The sequence below is a fragment of the Kocuria sp. CNJ-770 genome (genome assembly GCF_001942375.1).
Taxonomy (GTDB): domain Bacteria; phylum Actinomycetota; class Actinomycetes; order Actinomycetales; family Micrococcaceae; genus Kocuria; species Kocuria oceani.
This window is the reverse complement of record NZ_MKJW01000097.1, coordinates 1-15,298: the sequence shown is the minus strand read 5'-3', so window position 1 is coordinate 15,298 and position 15,298 is coordinate 1. Positions and strand designations below refer to the sequence as shown.

The following is a 15,298-nucleotide window of genomic DNA, read 5'->3' as shown; positions in this document are numbered from 1 at the left end:
TAGAATGGTCGGGATTCCCTCGATGCTGAAAGGCCCCACCGTGTCGGATACCGCCGTCCCCACCGCCCTGTCCGAGGACCCGTTCGGGTTCACCGGGCTGACCTACGACGACGTCCTGCTGCTGCCCGGCAACACGGACGTCATCCCCTCGGAGGCCTCGACGCGCACCCGCCTGTCCCGGCGCATCACCCTGGAGGTGCCGCTGCTGTCCGCCGCCATGGACACCGTCACCGAGTCCCCGATGGCCATCGCGATGGCCCGCCAGGGCGGTCTCGGCGTGATCCACCGCAACCTCTCGATCGAGGACCAGGCGGAGCACGTGGACCGGGTCAAGCGCAGCGAGTCGGGCATGATCACCGACCCCGTGACCATCTCCCCGGACGCGACCCTCGAGGAGCTCGACCGGCTCTGCGGCTACTACCGGGTCTCCGGGCTGCCGGTCGTGGACGCGGAGCAGAAGCTGCTGGGCATCATCACCAACCGGGACACCCGCTACCTGCCGGAGAGCGACTTCCCGAAGCGCCGGGTGCACGAGATCATGACGCCCATGCCCCTGATCACCGGCAAGGTGGGGATGGCCAAGGACGCCGCCCACGCCCTGCTGGCCTCGAACAAGATCGAGAAGCTCCCGCTCGTCGACGGCGCCGGCCGGCTCACCGGCCTGATCACCATCAAGGACTTCACCAAGGCCGAGCAGTACCCGCACGCCACGAAGGACGACGAGGGACGCCTGCGCGTCGGCGCCGCCGTCGGCTTCTTCGGCGACGGCTTCGAGCGCGCCATGGCCCTCGTGGAGGCCGGGGTGGACGCGCTGTTCATCGACACCGCCAACGGCCACTCCCAGGGCGTGCTCGAGATGGTCGCCCGGCTCAAGGCGGAGCCCGCCGCCGCCCACGTGGACGTGATCGGCGGCCAGGCCGCCACCCGGCACGGCGCGCAGGCCATCGTGGACGCCGGCGCGGACGCCGTGAAGGTCGGCGTGGGCCCCGGCTCGATCTGCACGACCCGCATCATCGCCGGCGTGGGGGTGCCCCAGGTGACCGCCGTCAACGAGGCGGCCAAGGCCGCGATCCCGGCTGGCGTGCCCCTGATCGCCGACGGCGGCCTGCAGTACTCCGGGGACATCGGCAAGGCCCTCGTGGCCGGCGCGGACTCCGTGATGGTCGGCTCCCTGCTCGCCGGCTGCGACGAGTCCCCGGGCGAGCTGATCTTCGTCAACGGCAAGCAGTTCAAGACCTACCGGGGAATGGGCTCGCTGGGGGCCATGCAGTCCCGCGGCAAGAAGACCTCCTACTCGAAGGACCGCTACTTCCAGGCCGACGTCTCCAGCGACGAGAAGCTCATCCCCGAGGGCATCGAGGGCCAGGTGCCCTACCGGGGCCCGCTCTCGGCCGTGGTGCACCAGCTCGACGGCGGTCTGCGCCAGACCATGTTCTACGTGGGCGCCCACAGCCTGGAGGAGCTCAAGCACAAGGGCCGGTTCGTGCGCATCACCCCCGCCGGGCTCAAGGAGTCCCACCCGCACGACATCACCATGACCGTCGAAGCACCCAACTACCAGCGCTGAGCGGCGGTCCGCTGCACCGTTCGGAAAGGACACCATGAGCTACGACATCGAGATCGGCCGCTCCAAACGCGCCCGCCGCACCTTCTCCCTCGACGAGATCGCCCTCGTCCCCTCCCGCCGCACCCGCGACCCCCGGGACGTCTCCACGGACTGGCAGATCGACGCCTACCGGTTCTCGATCCCCTTCCTGGGTGCACCGATGGACTCGGCCACGTCCCCGGAGACGGCCATCGCCCTCGGCCGCGCCGGGGGACTGGGCGTGCTGGACCTCGAGGGGCTGTGGACCCGCTACGAGGACCCGCAGCCGGTGCTCGACGAGATCGCGGACCTCTCCGGCGACGACGCCCCGGCCGCGACCCGCCGGATGCAGGAGCTCTACGAGGCCCCGGTGCAGCCCGAGCTGATCACCGCCCGGCTCGCCCAGATCCGGGAGGCCGGCGTGATCGTGGCGGGCTCGCTCACCCCGCAGCGCACCGTGGAGCACTACCGGACCGTCCTGGACGCCGGGGTGGACGTCTTCGTGATCCGCGGGACCACGGTCTCCGCGGAGCACGTCTCCCGCAACCAGGAGCCCCTGGACCTCAAGAAGTTCATCTACGACCTCGACGTCCCGGTCATCGTGGGCGGCGCGGCCGGCTACACCCCCGCCCTGCACCTCATGCGCACGGGCGCCGCCGGGGTGCTCGTGGGCTTCGGCGGCGGCGCGTCCATGCGGATCCAGAACACCCTGGGCATCCACGCGGCCATGGCCACGGCGATCTCCGACGTCGCCGCCGCCCGCCGGGACTACCTCGACGAGTCCGGCGGCCGCTACGTCCACGTCATCGCCGACGGCGGCGTGGGGGTCTCCGGGGACATCGTCAAGGCCCTCGCGATGGGCGCCGACGCCGTGATGCTGGGCACCGCCCTGGCCCGCACGGCCGAGGCCCCGGGGCAGGGCTGGCACTGGGGCGCGGAGGCGCACCACGGGCAGCTCCCGCGTGGGCTGCGCACCCGGGTGGGCACGGTCGGGCCGCTGCAGGAGGTGCTCTTCGGCCCCTCCCGGCACGTGGACGGCACCTCCAACCTCGTGGGGGCGCTGCGCCGGTCGATGGCCACCACCGGGTACCTGGAGCTCAAGGAGTTCCAGCGCGCCGAGGTGGTCATCCGCGGCTGAGCCCCGCCCGCGCCGGGATCCGCGCGGGCCCCGGCACCGGGGCCCGCGCCGACGTCCCGGACGGGCGGGCGGGGATTGGCGAACGTCCAGGAAGGCGCACTAGCCTTGACGGGTGCTCACGACCGCCCTGCGCCCCCGATCGATCCTCACGCTGCTCGTGAGCCTCGGGCTGGCCGTGGGCTTCGTGCTGCTCAGCCAGTGGCAGCTGGAGTCCAGCGAGCAGGCCCGCACGGTGGCGGACCCCGCCAAGGACGTGGCCGTCCCGCTCGCCGAGGCCGCCGAGGCCGGCACTGCCGTCACCGCGGCGCAGGCCGACCAGCTGATCACGGTCACCGGGGACTACCGGGACGGCTCCACGCTCCTGGTCCCCGGCCGGCTGCAGGACGGGTCCGAGGGCTACTGGGTCGTCTCGGCCCTGACCGTGGCCGACAGCGCGGGCCGGTGGCCGGACGCCGCCGGCGAGCTCACCGTGGCCGTGGCCCGCGGCTGGACCGCCGATCCCGCGGCCGTGCCGGCGGAGCCCGAGGGCCGGGTCGGCGTCGTCGGGCGCTACCTGCCCGCCGAGGGCCCGGTGCCCGGCGAGGACCTGCCGGAGGGCCAGGTGGGCACGGTCTCCCCGGCCCAGCTCACCAACCTCTGGGACGCCCCGCTCTACGCCGGGTTCGTGGCGGCCTTCGCCGAGAACCCCGCCTCCGCGCCCTTCCAGCTCCGCGCGGACGGGACGCTCGCCCCGGACCCGGCGCTGCTGAGCCCGCAGCTGTCCGAGCTGGAGATCGACCAGCAGCCCACGGACGAGTCCGTGAACCTGCTCAACCTCTTCTACGCTGTCGAGTGGGTGGTCTTCGCCGGCTTCGCCCTCTACATCTGGTGGCGGTTCGTGCGCGACGAGTGGCTGCGCGAGCAGCACCCGGAGGAGTACTTCTACTTCGAGGGCGAGTACTACCTCGACGAGGCGAGCGGACGCTACTACTACTACGACCCCGAGGCGGGGGAGTACTACTGGTTCGACGACCAGCCCGGCCACCGGCCCGAGGACGGGCCCGGCGACCGGGCCCGCAGCGCCGGCGCCCACGGCAGGACCGACGACACCCAGGACAGGACCCAGGACAGGACCGGAGCCCACCATGACTGAACCGACCCAGCCGACCCCCTCCCCGAAGGAGCGCACCGACGGGGTGCGGGTCTCGCTCCCGCAGGACGCCCGGCCCGCATCCGGCGGACCCGGCCGGGTCCCGCGCCGGGCGGCCCTGCAGCCGCGCCGGCGCTTCGGCGGCACCGAGGCGCAGATCCGGGGGGCGCTGACCTTCTACATGGTCTGCGCCTGGATCTCCGGCACGTTCCTGCTGCTGCTCGTGGCCGAGATGATCACCCGCTACGGGCTGGGCTACGACCTGATCGCCGGGGGCACGGACAAGCTCACGGGGCAGACGGTGGCCCTGGGCTGGCAGGACCTGGAGCTGGAGAACCTCGCCGGCGGGGTCAACATCTCCACGTGGATCCTCATCGTGCACGGCTGGTTCTACGTGGTCTACCTCGTCTCCTGCTTCCGGGTCTGGACGCTCATGCGCTGGCCCTTCCCCCAGCTGGTGGTCATGGCCCTCGGCGGCGTCGTGCCGTTCCTGTCCTTCGTGGTGGAGCGCAAGATCCACGCCTCGACCACCGCGGAGCTGCGCGCCAACCCGAAGGCCGCCAAGCGGTACTGAGCCCCTCCCGCGCCTGGCCTAGGATGGAGGGCGTGACCGAAACACCTGAGACCCGTACCGAGCTGGAGCAGCGCCCGGTCCTGGTGGTCGACTACGGCGCGCAGTACGCGCAGCTGATCGCCCGCCGGGTCCGCGAGGCCAACGTCTATTCCGAGATCGTCCCGCACACCTGGTCCACCGAGCAGATCCTCGCCAAGCGGCCGGCGGCGATCATCCTCTCGGGCGGCCCGTCCTCCGTCTACGCCGAGGACGCCCCGCAGCAGGACCCCGCCCTCTTCGAGGCCGGCGTGCCCGTCTTCGGCATCTGCTACGGCTTCCAGGCCATGGCCCAGGCCCTCGGCGGCACGGTCGCGCACACCGGGGCCCGCGAGTACGGCGCGACCACCGCGACCGCCGTGGGCGGCCCCGGTGCCTCCATCCTCGAGGGCTCGCCCGGCACCCAGACCGTGTGGATGAGCCACGGCGACTCCGTGGTCGAGGCGCCCGCCGGGTTCGAGGTCCTCGCCTCCACCGAGACCACCCCGGTGGCCGCGTTCGCCGACGACACCCGCCGGCTGTACGGGGTGCAGTGGCACCCCGAGGTCAAGCACTCCGTGCACGGGCAGCAGGTGCTGGAGCACTTCCTGTTCGACGGCGCGCGCGTGGAGCCGACCTGGTCCACCGGCAACATCATCGAGGAGCACGTCCAGCGGATCCGCGAGCAGGTCGGCTCCGCCTCCGTGATCTGCGGGCTCTCCGGCGGCGTGGACTCCGCCGTGGCCGCCGCCCTGGTCCAGCGCGCCGTGGGCGACCAGCTCACCTGCGTGTTCGTGGACCACGGCCTGCTCCGGGAGGGCGAGGCCGAGCAGGTCGAGAAGGACTTCGTCGCCGCCACCGGCGTCAACCTGTACGTGGCCGAGGAGAAGGAGCGCTTCCTCGGCGCCCTGGCCGGCGTCACCGACCCGGAGCAGAAGCGCAAGATCATCGGCCGGGAGTTCATCCGCTCCTTCGAGGCCGCCGCGGAGGCCGTCGCCCGCACCGCCGCCCAAGAGGGCGAGCCCGTGCGCTTCCTCGTCCAGGGCACCCTCTATCCCGACGTCGTCGAGTCCGGCGGCGGGGAGGGCGCCGCCAACATCAAGAGCCACCACAACGTGGGCGGGCTGCCGGAGGACCTGCAGTTCGAGCTCGTGGAGCCGCTGCGCACCCTGTTCAAGGACGAGGTGCGGGCCGTGGGCCGGGAGCTGGGCCTGCCCCACGAGATCGTGGGCCGGCAGCCCTTCCCGGGCCCCGGCCTGGGCATCCGGATCATCGGGGAGGTCACCGAGGCCAATCTCGCGGTGCTGCGCCGGGCGGACGCCATCGCCCGCGAGGAGCTCACCCGCGCCGGGCTCGACGACGAGGTCTGGCAGATGCCGGTCGTGCTCCTGGCCGACGTCCGCTCGGTGGGCGTGCAGGGCGACGGCCGCACCTACGGGCACCCGATCGTGCTGCGCCCGGTCTCCAGCGAGGACGCCATGACCGCCGACTGGTCGCGCCTGCCCTACGACCTGCTGGCCCGCGTCTCCAACCGGATCACCAACGAGGTCGAGGACGTCAACCGGGTGGTGCTGGACGTCACGTCCAAGCCCCCGGGCACCATCGAGTGGGAGTAGCCGTCCGGCGGGAGTAGCCGTCGAACGGGCGCAGGCCCGCACGACCGGCCCCCGCACGGGCGAGACACGAGCAGTCGGGGTCGGGTGGTCCGCGCGGACCGCCCGGCCCGTGCGCGCCGGGCCCGCGGGCCGCGGCGCAGGAGGAGAACCATGTCGATCGGATCCGACCGCACCCCCCGGACGTCGGACACCCCCGGGACGCCGCCCGAGCGCGTCTCGCTGCAGCCGTGGACCCGGCAGATGGACGCCTACACCGGGCCGGACACCCTGCTGGACTTCAACCAGGTCGACAACGTCTGCATCGACCTCACCGAGGCGAACTCCTCGGGCCAGGCGCAGCTGCTCATGGGCCGGCCCACCCGCCTGTCCACGATCGTGCACGACCCGCAGGCCTACGGCCTGGCCGTGCGGGCCGCGCGCTCCCTGCGCACCAAGATCCACGAGCTGTCGGTCAACCACGGGCTCGACGCCGCGTACCTCGCCGCCGGCACCGCCTCCTGGCTGGCCCGGCCCAAGGGCTCGGACCCGACCGGGGCGGGCCAGCGGCGCTGGATCGCCCCGGTGCTGCTCGCCCCGCTCACGCTCCGGCCGCGCCCCGAGCTCGACGACTTCGAGCTGCAGCTGGTGGGTCCCGCCCGGCTCAACCCCGCCATGGTCCGCCGGCTGGCGGCCGACCACGGCGTGGACCTCACCTCGGGAGAACTGGCCCGGCTCGCCTACGGCACCCGCCGGCTCGACCCGGCCCCGGCACTGGAGACCCTGCGCACCCTGGCCGGGGCGGTGCCGGGGATGCACGTGGAGCACAAGCTGCTCGTCTCCACGTTCGCGGACCTGCACGACCGTCCCGCCGACCTGTCGGTCGTGGCGCGCACCGCGGTGGTGCGGGACCTCGCCCGGCTCAAGGCCGCCGCCGTGGGGCGCATCCCCCAGGTGCAGGAGATCTCCCACGACGCGCCCCCGCCGGACGAGCGCGACCCCGCCGGCGAGCTGCTGCTGCTCGACGCCGACGGCCCCCAGCAGGAGGTCCTCGACCTCGCGGCGCAGGGGCACTCCTTCGTGGTCACCGCCGCGCCCGGCACGGGCCAGCTCGACACCGCCGTGAACGCCGTGGGCACCCTCGTGGCCGCCGGGCGCACCGTCCTCGTGCTGGGGGAGCGGCGCACCACCCTCGCCGCCTTCGGGCGCCGGATGGACGGGCTCGGTCTGGGCACCGCGGTGCTGCCGCTGTCCTCCCAGCTCAGCGACGCCGACGTGGCCCAGCAGCTCATCCGCGCGGTCGCCCGCAACGAGCGCGCCGAGCGTCCCGACCTCGCCGAGCTGCACGAGACGCTGCGCACCAGCCGCGACCAGCTGGCCGAGCACGTGCGGTCCCTGCACACCGTGCGCCCGCGCTGGTCCGTCTCCCCCTACCGGGCGGTGCAGGCCCTCGCCGAGCTGACCTCCCGCCGCCCGGCCCCGGCCACCGCGGTGCGCTTCCCGCGCTCGGTGCTCGACGCCGTCGCGGACCGGGACGCCGTGGTGGCCCGCCTCGAGCGCGCCGCCGAGCTCGGGGCCTTCGACGCCGGGACCCTGGCCGGGCCGTGGAGCGGGGCGCGGCTGGTCAACGAGGACGAGTCCCGCCAGGCCCACCGCCTCGCCCAGTCCCTGCTGCTCGAGCTGACCACGCTGGAGACCGGGATGCGCCACGTCCTGGCCACCAGCGGGTTGCGCGGCGGCACGACCGTCCCGGAGTGGGGGCGGCAGCTGCGGCTGCTCCAGGAGGTCCAGGACTCCCTGACCCGGTTCACCCCGGACATCTACGACCGGCCGGTCACGGACCTGGTCGCCGCCACCGCCGGCTCCGCCTGGCGCCGCGAGCACGGGATCGAGATGACCGGTCTGCAGCGCTCGCGGCTGCGCAAGGCCGCCAAGGAGTACATCCGGCACGGCGTCCACCTGTCCGACCTGCACAGCGCCCTCGTGCGGGTGCAGTCGCAGCGGGAGCGCTGGCAGGAGTGGGCCACGTCGTCGAAGCACCCCGTGGTCTCCGAGCGGGTGGAGGAGCTCGCGGCCGTGCACGCCCGGTTCGTGGAGGACCTGGAGGGCCTGGCGATCGCGCTCGAGGGCGCCCCGGCCGGCGAGGACCTGCTCGCCCGGCCGATCGACCGCCTGCGCGAGACCCTGGACGGTCTCATCAACGACGAGGACAACCTCGAGATGCTGCCCGAGCGCACGGTCCTGCTCGACGAGCTGCGCGCACAGGGCCTCGGCGAGCTCGTGGACGACCTGGTGCGGCGCACCGTGGCGCCCGAGCAGGTGCCCGGGGAGTTCGACCTGGCCTGGTGGCAGTCCACCCTGGAGGCCATGATCACCGGCGACGACTTCCTGGCGATGCCCGAGGGGCACACCCTGCGCACCGTGGAGTCCACGTTCCGGCGCGCGGACGCGGCGCACATCGCCTCCGGCGCCGCCCGGCTGCTGTGGGAGCTCGCCGACCGCTGGCAGCGCACCGTGCGGCGCTCCCCGCGCGCCGGCGCCGCCCTGCGCCGGATGCTGCGCGCCGGCGCCGCGCCGCTGGAGGAGGTCGGCGCCTCCGCCGGCGAGCTGATCGGCTCGCTGGTGCCCGTGTGGACGGCCAGCCCGCTCGTCCTCTCGGCGGCGCTGCCCGAGGAGCACGACTTCGACGCCGTGGTGGTCCTCGACGCCGAGAGCTCCCCGCTCGCGGCGGTGCTGCCGGCGCTGACCCGCTGCCGGCAGGTGATCGCGTTCGGCGACCCGCACCTGGGCCGGCCCCAGCCCTTCACCGTGGCGCCCACCGCGGCGCCGGTCCCGGGTGCCCACCCCGTGGTCGAGGTGGACAGCGCCTTCGACGCCCTCTCCCGCGTGGTGCCGGAGCGGACGCTGCGGACCGTGCACCGGTCGATGGACGAGCGGGTCTTCCGCTACCTCGACGAGCAGTTCTACGGCGGGCGGCTGCGCCGGCTGCCGCACGGCGAGTCCGTCACCGGCGCGGCACCGGCGCTCTCCGTGGAGTACGTCCCCGACGGCGTGGGCGCTTTGACCGCCGCGATCGAGGGCATCCAGGCGCCGGCCGCCGAGGTCCGCCGGGTCGTCGAGCTGGTGTTCGAGCACGCCGCCCGCCACCCGCGCCGCTCGCTGGCCGTGGTGACGGCCAGCGCGGTGCACGCCGCCCGGATCGCCGAGGCCGTCCGGCGGCGGATGCGGGAGGAGCCGGGCACCGCGGCGTTCTTCGCCCCGGGCCCCGAGTCCTTCCGGGTGGTCGACCTGCACCGTGCGGCGGGGATCGTCCGGGACACCGTGATCTTCTCCCTGGGCTTCGGCAAGACGGCCAACGGCCGCACCGTGCCGTACCTGGGCGCGCTGTCCGAGCGGCACGGCAGGCAGGCGTTCGTGCTGGCCATGACCCGGGCCCGGCACACCACCCGGATCGTGACCTCGCTGCACCCGGAGGAGGTGGAGGCCAAGGGGCTCCAGCACGGCGCCCGGGACTTCGCCCGCGTGCTCGCCATGCACCTGGGCGCCGGCGCGGGGCCCGAGGAGAGCCCCCGCCGCACGCACGAGGACGCCCTGGTGGTGGACCTCGCCCGCCGGCTCGCGCAGGGCGGGGCCTCGGTGCGGCTGCACCACGCCGGGGTCGTCGACCTCGCGGCCTGGGCGGACACCGAGTCGATGTCGGCCGGCGCCGTGCTCGACGGCCGGAGCCGCGCCGAGGGGCGTCCGCTGCGCATCCCCGTGGCCGGGCAGTCCGACGGCTCCGCCGAGGCCGCGGCGCTGTCCGTGCGGGAGCGCTCGCGGCTGCGGCCGCAGCAGCTCGAGCGCACCGGCTGGAACTACCTCACCCTGTGGACGCTCGAGGTCTTCACCGATCCCGACACGGTGGCCGACCTGATCCGGCGCTACCTCGGCCTGCCCACCGGTCCGGGGAGGGGCTCCCGTGCCCGGTGAGCCGGGGGCCCCGGTCCCGGCCGATCCCGCCCCGGACCGGACCGGCCAGGAGTCGCCCGCCCCGGATCGGCCCGCCGTGCGGCGCCGGTCCCGGCGGGCGACCGGCGGCACGTTCTCCGGGCCGGAGCCGCGCCTGGCCGGCCTCGACGACCCGGCATCCGGGGCCGGGGACGGATCCCCGGACGAGGCGCACGAGGACTGGCTCAGGGCCCAGCGGCCTCCGCACTGGGGCTGACGGGCGCGGGCACGAGCACCACGGTGCTGGGCCCGGCACCGGCCAGCCGGGCCGCGTCCTCGTGCGGGGCCCCCACCACCAGCAGGCCCGCCTCCTCACCGGGCGAGGCGGCGAGCAGTCCGCCGCCCGCACCGGACGCGGGGTCGGGGACCCACAGCACGGGCAGGGCCCGGCCCAGGATCCGCCGCTCGTCGGGGAGGTCGCCGTCGGCGGGGGCGTCGTCGGAGAGGCCGACGACGTCCACGTGGTCCCCCGCGCGCACGTGCTGCAGGACGGCCGGGTCGTCGATGCGCAGCGTCACCGCGGTGGCCCCGGGCGGGCGGCCGGTGAGCAGCCCGGGGCCGACGACGGTGGAGCCGGTCAGCGGCTGGCCCGTGCCGGCGGCGCCCGCCAGGGTGCGCCCGGCCAGCTCGGCCGGGTCGGCGACGGCGCCCTCGGGCACCAGCCCGCGCGGATAGGCGGCCACCGCGAGATGCTCCGGTCCGAGCACCGTGCCCGCCGGCAGGGCCTCGGCGGCGGTCACGACCGGCACGGTGCCGGCCCGGGGCGGGCCGAGCCGGAGGACGACCAGGCCCAGGGCGAGGCTGACGAGGACGGCCGCGGCGAGCCGGCGGCGCCGGGACAGCGCCGAGCGCAGGTGCAGGGACAGCGGGTAGCGGCGCCGGGCGGGGCGCGGACGAGGACTCATGGCCGGCACGCTACGGTCCCGGCCGTCCACGGGGCACGGCCGGACGCGGGGCCGGGGACGGGCCGCGGGCGGGCGGGCCGTACGGCCGGTGGAGCGCGGACGCCGGGAGGGCGTCGGCTCAGGCCGAGGAGCCGCCCGTGCCGGAGGCGGACGCCCCGGTGGAGGCCGGGGCGGAGGACGCGGCGGCGGCCGCGGGCGCGGCGTCGGCCGCCGCGGGAGCCGGCGAGGACGCGGCGGACGAGGAGCTCGTGCCGGAGCGGTCCGAGCGTGAGTCGTTGCGGTAGAAGCCGGAGCCCTTGAACACCACGCCCACGGTGTTGAACTTCTTGCGCAGGCCGCCGCCGCACTCGGGGCAGGCGGTCAGGGCCTCCTCGCTGAACGACTGGCGGATGTCGAACGCGTGGCCGCAGTCCTTGCAGGCGTAGGCGTAGACGGGCATGGGTCCTCCTGGAAACGGTCGCCGGGTGCGCTCTCTGGCACTCGAAGGTGTCGAGTGCTGATTCTACCGTGTGCCGGCACCGGTCCGGGCGCCCAGGCGCACGGGCCCCTCCTCCGTGAGCGCGAGCCCCACGGGGGCGTCGAGCGGCTCCGTGGGGACCGCTCCGGCGGGCAGCACCTCGTCGGCGAACACGCACACCGCGGTGCGCAGCTCGGGGTGCGCCGTGCGGGGCAGCTGCGCCAGGAACCGGTCGTAGTAGCCGCCGCCGAAGCCCAGCCGCCCGCCGTCGTGGGCGACCGCGAGCGCGGGCACCAGCAGCACGCCCACCGACCGCATCACCTCGGCCCCGTGGCGGGCGCCCACGGGTTCGCGCAGCCCGCCCAGGCCGCCGATGCGCACCAGGCGTCCGGGGTCCAGTGCGCCCAGGCGAGCCGGCGGCCCGGCTCGCACACCGGCACCCAGATCCGGTGCCCGCGCCGGTGCGCCGCGGCGAGGGCCGGCTCCAGGGGAGGTTCGGTCGGCATCGGCAGGTACGCCGCGACGTCGAGGTGGGGGCTGCCGGCGAGCAGCTCGGCCAGGTGCCGCTCGAAGCCCACGGCGGCGTGCTCGCGTGCGGCGCGAGCCCGCCGGGTGCGGGTCGCGCGCAGCTCCCGGCGCAGACGGGCCTTCGCCTCGGCCGGGGTGCCCGGGTCGGTCATCGTCGCGTCCGCTCCTGTCCGGTGCCCGGCCGGGACGGCGTCCCGGACCGACCGGCCCGTCCGGGCCGGTGGTGCGAGGGTAGCCGCGGGCGGCGTGGGGATCAACCGGCTGCGGTCGTCGATCCGTTAGCCTGTGCCCATGAGTGGAAACAGCAACCCCCGCGCGGTCCGCAAGGCCGTGATCCCCGCCGCCGGGCTCGGCACCCGGTTCCTGCCCGCGACGAAGGCCATGCCCAAGGAGATGCTGCCGGTCGTGGACCGCCCGGCCATCCAGTACGTGGTGCAGGAGGCCGTGGACGCCGGTCTGCAGGACGTGCTGATGATCACCGGCCGGTCCAAGAGAGCTCTCGAGGACCACTTCGACCGGGTGCCGGCCCTGGAGCACCAGCTGGAGGAGTCCGGCAAGACCGCCCTGCTGCGCGAGGTCGAGCACGCCTCGGAGCTGGGGGAGATCCACTACCTGCGCCAGGCCGATCCCAAGGGGCTGGGGCACGCGGTGCTGCGGGCCAAGATCCACGTGGGCGACGAGCCCTTCGCGGTGCTGCTGGGCGATGACCTCATCGACGCCCGCGACGACCTGCTGACCCAGATGATCGAGGTCCAGGAGCGCACCGGCGGCTCCGTGGTGGCGCTGATGGAGGTCGAGCCCGAGCAGATCAGCTCCTACGGCTGCGCCGACGTGAGCGCGGTGGAGGGCGACGAGTACGTGCGGATCAACGGGCTGGTGGAGAAGCCGGCCCCGGAGGAGGCGCCGTCGAACCTGGCCATCATCGGCCGCTACGTGCTGCACCCGGACGTGTTCGAGGTGCTGGAGAACACCGCTCCGGGCCGCGGCGGGGAGATCCAGCTCACCGACGCGCTGCAGACCCTGGCCGGGCGCGACGGGGCCGGCGGCGGGGTGTACGGGGTGGTCTTCAAGGGCCGCCGCTACGACACCGGCGACAAGCTCAGCTACCTGAAGGCCAACATCATCCTGGCCTCGGAGCGGGAGGACCTGGGCCCGGAGCTGCGGGAGTGGCTCAAGGACTACACCCGGTCGCTGCCGGTCGGCTGAGAGGCCGCGCTGCCGTGGCCGGACAGTTCCGGTGGCCCGTCGTCGTGTCCTGGGACGATCTCCGGCTGCGCCCCCTGGCCCGGGGGGACCGCCGCGAGTGGGACGTCGTGCGCGCCCGCAACCGCGAGTGGCTCGATCCCTGGGAGGCGACGAACCCCGCCCCCGGCGGGGCCGCCCCCACGTTCGGGCAGTTCGTGCGGACCCTCGACCAGCAGGCGCGACAGGGCACGGCCCTCCCGTTCGTGATCACGGAGCGGATCCCGGGGACGGAGCAGTTCGGCCTCATTGGCCAGCTCACCGTCTCCGGGATCTCCTGGGGATCCTTCCTCTCGGCGAGCCTGGGCTACTGGGTGGACCGGGAGCAGGCGGGGCGCGGCGTCGCGCCCATGGCGGTGGCCATGGCCACCGACTACTGCTTCCAGGGGCTGGGGCTGCACCGGATGGAGATCAACATCCGCCCGGAGAACACCAAGTCCCTGCGGGTGGTCGAGAAGCTCGGGTTCCGGGACGAGGGCCTGCGCAAGGACTTCCTGCACATCGACGGGCGGTGGACGGACCACCGCAGCTTCGCGATCACCGCCCCGGAGGTGCCCGAGGGGCTGGTGCGGCGGTTCACCGCCTCGGACCGGCCCGCCGTGTGGGAGTGACCGGGCCCGCCGTGTCCACAGGGATACCCACAGGCGGCGCCCCCCGGTAGTAGGCTGTGCCTCACGGCCCGATCCCCGGGCCGGGACACGCCGCGCGCCGGCGGTTCCCTTCCCGCTCGTCCGAGCGATCGCAGAGGCAGGACCACGACCATGATCTGGGTGAGCAGCTCGGCCGTGCTGGCCGTGGTGTGCGCGCTCTCCCTGTACTGGGTCGTGCTGCGTCTGCAGCACCGCCGCGGGGCATCCGTCGCGGCGCAGGCCCAGGACACCGGCACCGACCCGGCCGGTGCGGCCTCCGCCGCGGAAGAGTCTCCTCCGCAGGCCGCGGTTCCCTTCCCCGAGTCCCGCCGACGAAGGATCACCATGGCGACCACCGACACCGTCTCCCCGTCGGCCGGCACGGCCCGGCGCCCCGGGACGCTGCGCGTCCGGCGCGGCCGCGCCGGCCTCTTCCTGGCCGGCTGCACCGCGCTCCTGGCCGCGCTGCTCACCGCCGTCGTCGCGCCCTTCTCGGCCGCGGTGAGCTGGCCCTGGCCCGTGTTCCTCCTCCTGCTCGCGGTGGGCTCCGTGCTCGCCCTGCGCTACCTGGCCGTGCAGGACCGGGCCGCCCGCCGCGGGGCGGCCCCGGTCCCGGCCGCGACCGTGGACCCGCACGCCCCCCGCGGGGACGTGGCCCTGTTCGACAACGAGGACGGGGCGCTCGAGCAGTTCCCGGCCGAGCAGCTCCCCGGTGAGCGGCTGCCCGCCGCCCACGACGACCCCGCCGAGGACCTCGACCTCCCGGCCGAGCACGAGCAGCCCCGGGTCCCCCCGGCGTTCACCGTGGAGGAGCTGCGGGCCGAGGCGCTGCGGGTGGCGCGCGAGTCCGCCGATCCCGGCCGGACGTGGGAGCCGGTGCCGGTGCCGCGGCCGACCTACGCGGAGGCGCCGGTGGTGGAGCGCCCCGCCCCGGAGCCGCTGCCGGTGCCCGAGCAGCCCGCCTCCAGCTCCAGCAGCCTCAAGGACGCGGTGCGCACGGGGGAGGAGCGCGGGCGTGCCGCCCTCGACGACGTCCTGAAGCGCCGCCGCGCCTGAGGCGCTCGCGCCGCGGTCCGCCCGCACCCCGCTCCGCCGCCCGGTCGACGACCGGGCGGCGGAGCCGTCCGGTGGGCCGTGCGTGTCGTCCCGATATCATCGTCACAACAGCCGCCCGCCGGCTCCGGCCGCCGGGCGCCCCGACCGAGGAGGACCCATGACCGCCGTCGCCCACCGTGAGGTCGAGCGCAAGTACGAGGTGCCGGAGGGTGCCGAGAGCGGCGTCGACTGGAGCGGGCTGCCGGGCTACACGGTCTCCGCCGAGGCCGTGGAGCACCGCATGGAGGCGGTCTACTACGACACGGAGGACATGGCACTGGGCCGGCGGTCCGTGGCGCTGCGCCGCCGCCGGGGCGGCGCCGACGACGGGTGGCACGTGAAGTTCTCCGAGGCCACCGGACGGCAGGAGTGGCAGGTCCCGCTGCTGCGGACCCCGGACCGGATGCCCGCGGCCGTGCGCC

Annotated in this window: 15 protein-coding genes; 11 read left to right on the top strand and 4 right to left on the bottom strand. The window is 74.9% G+C overall.

All coding sequences use genetic code 11. The features are described from left to right. The first annotated feature begins 40 nt into the window (after positions 1-40). The 7 genes from guaB to BJF77_RS10230 all read left to right on the top strand — a co-directional run bounded on the left by guaB (position 41) and on the right by BJF77_RS10230 (position 10,237). Positions 41-1,567, top strand: a complete 1,527-nt coding sequence (gene guaB / locus BJF77_RS10260) for an IMP dehydrogenase (RefSeq protein WP_255396222.1) — start codon at positions 41-43, stop codon at positions 1,565-1,567. Positions 1,568-1,601: 34 nt separating this feature from the next. Beyond that, positions 1,602-2,723, top strand: coding sequence for a GuaB3 family IMP dehydrogenase-related protein (locus BJF77_RS10255; protein ID WP_047801800.1), 1,122 nt, complete (start codon positions 1,602-1,604; stop codon positions 2,721-2,723). A gap of 112 nt (positions 2,724-2,835) precedes the next feature. After that, positions 2,836-3,855 carry an SURF1 family protein gene (locus BJF77_RS22345; protein ID WP_075872098.1) on the top strand — a complete coding sequence of 340 codons (1,020 nt, stop codon included), beginning with the start codon at positions 2,836-2,838 and terminating at the stop codon, positions 3,853-3,855. Then, complete coding sequence (locus BJF77_RS10245) at positions 3,848-4,426, top strand: DUF3817 domain-containing protein (protein WP_047801798.1); 579 nt, start codon at positions 3,848-3,850, stop codon at positions 4,424-4,426. Before BJF77_RS22345 ends, BJF77_RS10245 begins: the two co-directional genes overlap by 8 nt. Before the next feature lie 23 nt (positions 4,427-4,449). Further along, positions 4,450-6,057 (top strand): glutamine-hydrolyzing GMP synthase, encoded by a 1,608-nt coding sequence (guaA, locus tag BJF77_RS10240; RefSeq protein WP_047801797.1) that lies wholly within the window; start codon positions 4,450-4,452, stop codon positions 6,055-6,057. Positions 6,058-6,207: 150 nt separating this feature from the next. Beyond that, positions 6,208-10,002, top strand: coding sequence for a hypothetical protein (locus BJF77_RS10235; protein WP_075872097.1), 3,795 nt, complete (start codon positions 6,208-6,210; stop codon positions 10,000-10,002). Beyond that, positions 9,992-10,237 carry a hypothetical protein gene (locus BJF77_RS10230; protein ID WP_075872096.1) on the top strand — a complete coding sequence of 82 codons (246 nt, stop codon included), beginning with the start codon at positions 9,992-9,994 and terminating at the stop codon, positions 10,235-10,237. The genes BJF77_RS10235 and BJF77_RS10230 overlap by 11 nt, the downstream gene beginning before the upstream one ends. Here BJF77_RS10230 and BJF77_RS10225 read toward each other — a convergent pair. The 4 genes from BJF77_RS10225 to BJF77_RS21710 all read right to left on the bottom strand — a co-directional run bounded on the left by BJF77_RS10225 (position 10,206) and on the right by BJF77_RS21710 (position 12,062). Beyond that, positions 10,206-10,925 carry an SAF domain-containing protein gene (locus BJF77_RS10225; RefSeq protein WP_075872095.1) on the bottom strand — a complete coding sequence of 240 codons (720 nt, stop codon included), beginning with the start codon at positions 10,923-10,925 and terminating at the stop codon, positions 10,206-10,208. The genes BJF77_RS10230 and BJF77_RS10225 overlap by 32 nt on opposite strands. A gap of 118 nt (positions 10,926-11,043) precedes the next feature. Then, positions 11,044-11,364, bottom strand: a complete 321-nt coding sequence (locus BJF77_RS10220; RefSeq protein ID WP_075872094.1) for an FmdB family zinc ribbon protein — start codon at positions 11,362-11,364, stop codon at positions 11,044-11,046. Positions 11,365-11,427: 63 nt separating this feature from the next. After that, positions 11,428-11,691: a 5-formyltetrahydrofolate cyclo-ligase gene (locus BJF77_RS21715; RefSeq protein WP_255396221.1), complete on the bottom strand. Its 264-nt coding sequence runs from the start codon at positions 11,689-11,691 to the stop codon at positions 11,428-11,430. A gap of 8 nt (positions 11,692-11,699) precedes the next feature. Further along, positions 11,700-12,062 carry a 5-formyltetrahydrofolate cyclo-ligase gene (locus BJF77_RS21710; RefSeq protein ID WP_255396220.1) on the bottom strand — a complete coding sequence of 121 codons (363 nt, stop codon included), beginning with the start codon at positions 12,060-12,062 and terminating at the stop codon, positions 11,700-11,702. Between the two features lie 139 nt (positions 12,063-12,201). Between BJF77_RS21710 and galU the strand changes: the two genes are divergently transcribed. From galU to BJF77_RS10195, 4 genes are all read left to right on the top strand, one after another. Continuing rightward, positions 12,202-13,116 (top strand): UTP--glucose-1-phosphate uridylyltransferase GalU, encoded by a 915-nt coding sequence (gene galU / locus BJF77_RS10210; RefSeq protein ID WP_047801791.1) that lies wholly within the window; start codon positions 12,202-12,204, stop codon positions 13,114-13,116. Positions 13,117-13,130: 14 nt separating this feature from the next. Beyond that, positions 13,131-13,763 (top strand): GNAT family N-acetyltransferase, encoded by a 633-nt coding sequence (locus BJF77_RS10205; RefSeq protein ID WP_075872093.1) that lies wholly within the window; start codon positions 13,131-13,133, stop codon positions 13,761-13,763. A 150-nt stretch (positions 13,764-13,913) separates the two neighbouring features. Beyond that, the gene (locus BJF77_RS10200; protein ID WP_255396219.1) at positions 13,914-14,837 is read left to right on the top strand and encodes a hypothetical protein; all 924 of its coding nucleotides are present in this window, start codon (positions 13,914-13,916) and stop codon (positions 14,835-14,837) included. 157 nt (positions 14,838-14,994) lie between these two features. Next, positions 14,995-15,298, top strand: a 304-nt coding sequence (locus tag BJF77_RS10195) for a CYTH domain-containing protein (protein WP_139318522.1), incomplete at its 3' end; no start/stop codon positions are given.

Coding starts and splice junctions, on each gene's coding strand:
- guaA (WP_047801797.1), top strand. CDS start 4,450: ATGGAGGGCGTGACCGAAACACCTGAGACCCGTACCGAGCTGGAGCAG.
- BJF77_RS21710 (WP_255396220.1), bottom strand. CDS start 12,062: ATGACCGACCCGGGCACCCCGGCCGAGGCGAAGGCCCGTCTGCGCCGG.
- BJF77_RS10255 (WP_047801800.1), top strand. CDS start 1,602: ATGAGCTACGACATCGAGATCGGCCGCTCCAAACGCGCCCGCCGCACC.
- BJF77_RS10225 (WP_075872095.1), bottom strand. CDS start 10,925: ATGAGTCCTCGTCCGCGCCCCGCCCGGCGCCGCTACCCGCTGTCCCTG.
- BJF77_RS10200 (WP_255396219.1), top strand. CDS start 13,914: ATGATCTGGGTGAGCAGCTCGGCCGTGCTGGCCGTGGTGTGCGCGCTC.
- BJF77_RS10235 (WP_075872097.1), top strand. CDS start 6,208: ATGTCGATCGGATCCGACCGCACCCCCCGGACGTCGGACACCCCCGGG.
- BJF77_RS10245 (WP_047801798.1), top strand. CDS start 3,848: ATGACTGAACCGACCCAGCCGACCCCCTCCCCGAAGGAGCGCACCGAC.
- BJF77_RS10220 (WP_075872094.1), bottom strand. CDS start 11,364: ATGCCCGTCTACGCCTACGCCTGCAAGGACTGCGGCCACGCGTTCGAC.
- galU (WP_047801791.1), top strand. CDS start 12,202: ATGAGTGGAAACAGCAACCCCCGCGCGGTCCGCAAGGCCGTGATCCCC.